5 protein-coding genes are annotated in these 5891 nt (G+C 72.6%); 3 read left to right on the top strand and 2 right to left on the bottom strand.

Going from position 1 to position 5891, the window contains the following annotated elements:
- Positions 1-265: 265 nt before the first annotated feature.
- Positions 266-1189, bottom strand: coding sequence for an SDR family NAD(P)-dependent oxidoreductase (locus tag AC2VNT_RS01385; RefSeq protein WP_486945156.1), 924 nt, complete (start codon positions 1187-1189; stop codon positions 266-268).
- 73 nt (positions 1190-1262) lie between these two features.
- Here AC2VNT_RS01385 and AC2VNT_RS01380 point away from each other — a divergent pair, with 73 nt between their 5' ends.
- The 3 genes from AC2VNT_RS01380 to AC2VNT_RS01370 all read left to right on the top strand — a co-directional run bounded on the left by AC2VNT_RS01380 (position 1263) and on the right by AC2VNT_RS01370 (position 4161).
- Entirely contained in the window at positions 1263-1775 is a 513-nt protein-coding gene (locus AC2VNT_RS01380; protein ID WP_486945155.1) for a PH domain-containing protein, read from the top strand.
- A 74-nt stretch (positions 1776-1849) separates the two neighbouring features.
- Positions 1850-3283, top strand: coding sequence for a PH domain-containing protein (locus AC2VNT_RS01375; protein ID WP_486945154.1), 1434 nt, complete (start codon positions 1850-1852; stop codon positions 3281-3283).
- Between the two features lie 53 nt (positions 3284-3336).
- Positions 3337-4161: an isocitrate lyase/PEP mutase family protein gene (locus AC2VNT_RS01370; protein ID WP_486945153.1), complete on the top strand. Its 825-nt coding sequence runs from the start codon at positions 3337-3339 to the stop codon at positions 4159-4161.
- 100 nt (positions 4162-4261) lie between these two features.
- Here the strand turns inward: AC2VNT_RS01370 and AC2VNT_RS01365 are convergent.
- On the bottom strand, positions 4262-5891 hold a 1630-nt coding region (locus AC2VNT_RS01365; RefSeq protein ID WP_486945152.1), incomplete at its 5' end, for a DEAD/DEAH box helicase.

Genomic DNA, 5891 nt, shown 5'->3' with positions numbered 1-5891 from the left:
CAACGCGTTGGCAAACATCCTCGATCTCGATGTCGACGTGGCGGAGGGGTTGTTTGTCCGGGGCCCGGTGAGCCTAGTGATGGGCCTTCAACAATTGTTGTCAGCGGAGGCGTTACATCAGATCGGTCGCTGTGTCGGCCGGAATCTTCGTTAACCCGGGCTTCTGGTGCGGCCAACCACACGCTGGCCGACCAGCGTCAGCCATCACGAGGGCACGATGCCGCGCAGGTAGGTGGCCTGTGCTAGGCGCAGTCGTCGGCCCGCTCTACACCGGAAACCGCACCCCGGTCAGCTCCTCGGAGACCTGCCAGAGCCGTCGCTGCAGCCCCTCGTCGTGGGACTGCCTGCTGGACCGCACCAACTTTGGATACCCGCGCTGCTCGCCGAACCCGTCCGGGCCGTAGTACTGCCCGCCGGTGACGGCCGGGTCGGTGGCGGCCCGCAGCGTCGGCAGCGCCCCCATCTCGGCGCCCTGGAAGAGGACCGGCCCCAGCAGCCTCTCCAGCGGCCGCAGCGGCCCCGGGAGGCTGCGGGTCAGGTCGGTGTTGGAGGCACCGGGGTGGGCCGCCACCGCGATGGTCGGCTTGCCGCCGGTCGCCAGCCGGCGTTGCAGCTCGTAGGTGAACAACAGGTTCGCCAGCTTCGACTGCGCGTAGGCGCCGTGCCGGCTGTAGCTGTGCCCCCACTGCAGGTCGTCGAAGTGGATGGCAGCCCCCATCCGATGGCCCATGCTGCTGACGGTCACCACCCGCGAGCCGTCGACGGGGAGCAGGTGGTCCAGCAGCAGGCCGGTGAACGCGAAGTGGCCCAGGTGGTTGGTGCCGAACTGCAGCTCGAACCCGTCGGCGGTGGTCTGCTTCGGGGTCCACATCACCCCGGCGTTGTTGACCAGCAGGTCGATGGCCGGGTAGGCGGAACGCAGCGCGTCGGCGGTGGCGCGCACCGACTCCAGCGAACTCAGGTCGAGCCGCTGCACGGTGACGTCGGCGTCCGGGCTGGCCGCGCGGATGCGGGCGGCGGCGTCATCGCCCTTGCCGGTGTTGCGGACCGCCAGCACCACCCGCGCGCCGTGGGCGGCGAGTTCGGCGGCGGTGTGATAGCCGAGGCCGGTGTTGGCGCCGGTGACGACGGCGACCCGCCCGGCCTGATCCGGCACGTCGTCCGCCGACCACTTCCGCTGAGGGCTCATGCCGCAAAACGATACCCACCCGCCCGGCCGGGCGCGATGGCATCGAATCGCGGCTGCTGTCATCCTTCTTGCCATGGCGGATAACGCGAACAGCCCGGGGCCGGTCACCTTGGTCGAGCCTCGGTATCCGCCGAGCACCAGGGCGCCACTGCTCTGGCTGCTGGTCGGCGCGGTGCCCTGGATGGTGCTGGCGCTGGCGCAGCTGGTCTGGACGGCGGTCGACCCACAGCCGGTCTGGCTGCATGACCTGACCGCGGCGGTGACGGCGGTCGGGGCGCTGGTCAGCGTCGTGGTGGCCCCGGTCTGGCGCTACCGGGTGCATCGCTGGGACGTCACCCCGCAGGCGGTGTACACCCGCACCGGGTGGCTGGTGCAGGAGCGACGGATCGCGCCGATCTCCCGGGTGCAGACGGTGGACACCTACCGCGGCCCGCTGGACCGGCTGTTTGGGCTGTCCAACGTCACCGTCACCACCGCCTCGTCGGCGGGTGCGGTGCATATCGTCGCGCTGGACCAGGCCGTCGCCGAGCGCGTCGTCGCGCAACTGACCAGCGCGGCGTCGCTCGGCGCCGAGGACGCCACGTGAGCCGCCCGGGAGCTGCGCCACCCTCCTGGCCTCCTCAACCGCCCGGGGCGGCCTGGCAGCGGCTGAGCCCCCGGATGCTGTTGGTGCATCCGCTGCACGAGGGGCTGCGTGAGCTGCCGCTGCTGGTCGTCGCGGCGGTCTGGGGATCGAGCAGTGACAACCCGCTCTGGCTGATCGCGGTGCTGTGGCTGATCGCCGTGGTCGGGGTGGCGCGCTGGTTCACCACCACCTACCGGGTCGAGCCCGACCCCGAGTCCGGACGGCTGCAACTGCGCACCGGCATCCTGCGTCGCAGCGTGCTGTCGGTGCCGCGCAACCGGATCCGTTCGGTACAGACCGAAGCCCGGCTGCTGCATCGGCTGCTGGGGCTGACCGTGCTGCGGGTCAGCACCGGTCAGGAGACCGTCGGGGAGCGGCTGTTCGAGCTGGACGCGGTGGAGAGCGATCAGGTGCCGGCGCTGCGGGCGATGCTGCTGGTCGCGGCCGGTGACGCCCAGCCCGAGGCCGCGGCGAGCGCGCCGGCGACGCTGCTCGCCCAGTGGCGGCCGTCATGGCTGCGGTACAGCCCGTTGAGCTTCTCCGGGCTGGTGATGCTGGCGGCCGGGGCCGGTGCGGTGATGCAGACCGGAGTCTGGGCGGCGGTGCAGGATTCGCCGCTGGGCCGGTCCTGGCTGGACGCGGCTGGGCGGATCGGCGTGCTGGCCACGACGACGGTGATCGCCCTGACGGTGTTGTTGGCGTCGGTGCTGCTGGCGGTGGTCGGTTCGCTGCTCAGCTACGGAAACCTGGCGTTGTCTCGAAACCCCGGTGCCGCCGGTGATGTGCTGCACCTGAGCTACGGGCTGCTGCGGACTCGGGAGCACAGCTACGACATGCGCCGGCTGCGCGGCGGGACCCTGCGCCGGCCGCTGTTGGTGCGGCTGATGGGCGGGGCTCGGCTGGACGCGGTGATGACCGGGGTGCGCGGTGTCGGCGAGTCGTCGCTGCTGTTGCCGCCCTGCCCGGCGGCGACCGCGGAGTCGGTGCTGACCGGCCTGGTCGGCGATGCGCAGGTGGTCAGCGGGGCACTGGTCGGGCACGGCCCGGCGGCCGCGCGGCGGCGCTGGACCCGGGCGATGGCGCTGCCGGTCGTGGTGGGGATCGGGCTGGTGGTGCTCGCCACGCCGGTCTGGGGCTGGGCGCTGTGGCTGGCGCTGACCGGGTGCTGTGCGCTGCTGGCCGCCGACCGGGTGCGGGCCTTGGGACACCGGGTCGACGGGCGCTGGCTGGTGGCCCGCAGCGGCAGCCTGGACCGGCGCCGCGACTGCCTCGCCACCGAGGGCATCATCGGGTGGACGATGCGGCAGAGCTGGTTTCAGCGCCGCGTCGGGGTGGCCACCCTGGTGGCGGCCACCGCCGCCGGGGTGAAGGCCTACCGGGTGCTCGACGTGCCGGCGGCGCTGGCCTGGTCGGTGGCTGCGTCCGCCTCGCCCTGGGTGGTCGAGAGCCGCTGGGCGCAGCGGCGATAACGGCCTAGCGTTGGTGCTGGCGCACCGCGCCGCCGATCGGAGGAGGTTTGCTGATGGCGTCGAACCACCACGAGGCGTTCCTGGAGTTGCACAATCGCGGCTTCGTGATGCCCAACGCCTGGGACGGGCTCTCGGCGCTGATCCTCAAGAACGCTGGCTTCGAAGCGCTGGGCACCAGTTCGGCGGCGCTGGCGGCGGCGCTGGGCCGGCTGGACGGACGGCACGCGGTCACCCGGGGTGAGCACCTGGCGCACGCCGAGCTGCTGGGGTGGGTCAGCGGGCTGCCGATCAACGGTGACTTCGAAGACGGCTACGGTGACACCCCCGACGACGTGGCGGCGACGGTGGCCGCGGCGATCGACGCCGGGCTGGCCGGCGTCGGGGTGGAGGACACCACCGGCGACCCGTCGGTGCCGATCCGCGACTTCGACGACGCGGTGGCCCGGGTTCGCGCCGCGGCGGTGGTAGCCCGCGGCCGGATCGTGCTGACCGGGCGCACCGACAACTTCCTGCACGGCCGTGCCGACCTCGACGACACCATCCGCCGGCTGGTCGCCTTCGCCGAGGCCGGCGCCGACGTGCTGTACGCGCCGCGCCTGCCCGACCTGCACTCGGTGCGCAAGGTGGTGGCCGCGGTGGCGCCCAAACCGGTCAACGTGGTGCGCGGTGTCGGCACCGCGAGCGTCACCGTCGCCCAGCTGAAGCAGGCCGGTGTGAAGCGGATCAGCCTCGGGTCGGCGCTCTACACACATGTGGCGGCGGCGCTGCAGGACGCGGCGACCCGGCTCGCCGACGGCGACATCACCGGCGCCACCACCGGGATGTCCTACGCTGAGATGTCGCGGCTGATCGACGCGGCCGGTGGTGAGCGGGGCTGACCTCGATGACGCTTCCCGGGTGGTGAGCGCCAGCCGGCAGGGCGCGGAATTCGCTGGACCGGCTGGCGGAACTCGCTGAAAAACGCTGAACCGGACCCGTTTACGCGCTCAGTGCCCGGACCGCGGCGATCCGCTCCTTGAGCTGATCGCCGGTGGCGGCGGCCACCGGCGGGCCACCGCAGATGCGGCGCAGTTCGTTGTGGATCCAGCCGTGCGGCTTGCCGGTGCGGTGATGCGCCGCCGAGACCAGCGCGTTGAGCTCGCGACGCAGCTCGTGCAACTGCCCGTGCCGGGTCACCGGCTGGACCGGGGTGCTGCCGCCGGCTTGGCTGCGGCGGTCCAGCTGTTCTTCCTGCCTGCGCCGCAACAAATCCCGCATCTGATCGGGGTCCAGCAGGCCGGGGATGCCCAGGTAGTCGGCCTCCTCCTCGCTGCCGGCCGGGGTGGCCGTACCGAACGACGCGCCGTCGAAGATCACCTGGTCGAGCTCGGCGTCGGCGCCCAGCGCCTCGAAGGTGTTCTCCAGTTCGGACGGTTCGCTGCGGCGGCGCTCGACCGGCTCGTCGTCGCCGAGTGGCTCGCGGTGCGGTGCGCCCAGCACGTGGTTGCGCTGCGCTTCCAACTCGCTGGCCAGCCGCAGCAGCGACGGCACCGACGGCAGGAAGATGCTGGCGGTCTCGCCGGCCCGCCGGGACCGGACGAACCGGCCGATGGCCTGGGCGAAGAACAGCGGGGTCGACGCGCTGGTGGCATACACCCCGACGGCCAGCCGCGGCACGTCGACACCCTCGGAGACCATCCGCACCGCGACCAGCCAGCGGCTGGTACCGGCGGCGAATGTCGCGATGCTCTGCGACGCGCCCGGGTCGTCGGAGAGCACCACGGTGGCCGCCTCGCCGGTGAGTGTGTGCAACAGCTTTCCGTAGGCCCGGGCGGTGGCCTGGTCGGAGGCGATCACCATCCCGCCGGCGTCCGGGATGCCGCCGCCGCGCAGCTGCCGCAGCCGGGTGTCGGCGGCGGTGATCACCGCCGGCATCCACTCCCCGGCCGGGTCCAGCGCGGTGCGCCAGGCGCGGGCGGTGCGCTCGGCGGTGAGCGGCTCGCCGAGCCGGGCGGCGTACTCCTCACCCGCGCTGTCCCGCCACCGGGCCTCGCCGGAGTAGGCCAGGAACACCACCGGCCGGACCACCCCGTCGGCCAGCGCCTCGGGGTAGCCGTAGCTCTCGTCGGCCACCGAGCGTAGCGCGCCGGCACCGTCGGGCTCATATGTGACGAACGGGATCGGGCTGTCGTCGGAGCGGAACGGGGTACCGGTCAGCGCCAGCCGGCGGGTGGCGTCGCCGAACGCCTCACGGATCGCCTCGCCCCAGGTCTTGGCGTCGCCGCCGTGGTGGATCTCGTCGAAGATCACCAGGGTCCGCCGCTCCTCGGTGCGCACCCGGTGTCGAGTGGGGTGGCTGGCCACCTGGGCGTAGGTGACCACCACGCCGTGGTACTCGGGGCTGGTCTGCGCCGCGGAGTTGCTGAACTTCGGGTCCAGCGCCACGCCGTGCTCGACGGCGGCTGCGGCCCACTGCGTCTTGAGGTGCTCGGTCGGCACCACCACGGTGATCCGGTCGACGGTGCGGTCCGCCAGCAGTTCGGTGACGACCCGCAGCGCGAACGCCGTCTTGCCTGCCCCGGGGGTGGCCACCATCAGGAAATCACGTGGCCGGGCGGTCAGATAGCGC

The sequence above is a fragment of the Mycobacterium sp. TH-M15 genome (assembly GCF_057473705.1).
The sequence above is the reverse complement of the archived record's forward strand: the minus strand, read 5'-3'. Positions and strand labels throughout refer to the sequence as shown.

What these genes read in the sequence shown, in the direction of transcription:
- AC2VNT_RS01385 (WP_486945156.1), bottom strand. Translation starts at nt 1,189, where the DNA reads ATGAGCCCTCAGCGGAAGTGGTCGGCGGACGACGTGCCGGATCAGGCC.
- AC2VNT_RS01380 (WP_486945155.1), top strand. Translation starts at nt 1,263, where the DNA reads ATGGCGGATAACGCGAACAGCCCGGGGCCGGTCACCTTGGTCGAGCCT.
- AC2VNT_RS01375 (WP_486945154.1), top strand. Translation starts at nt 1,850, where the DNA reads ATGCTGTTGGTGCATCCGCTGCACGAGGGGCTGCGTGAGCTGCCGCTG.
- AC2VNT_RS01370 (WP_486945153.1), top strand. Translation starts at nt 3,337, where the DNA reads ATGGCGTCGAACCACCACGAGGCGTTCCTGGAGTTGCACAATCGCGGC.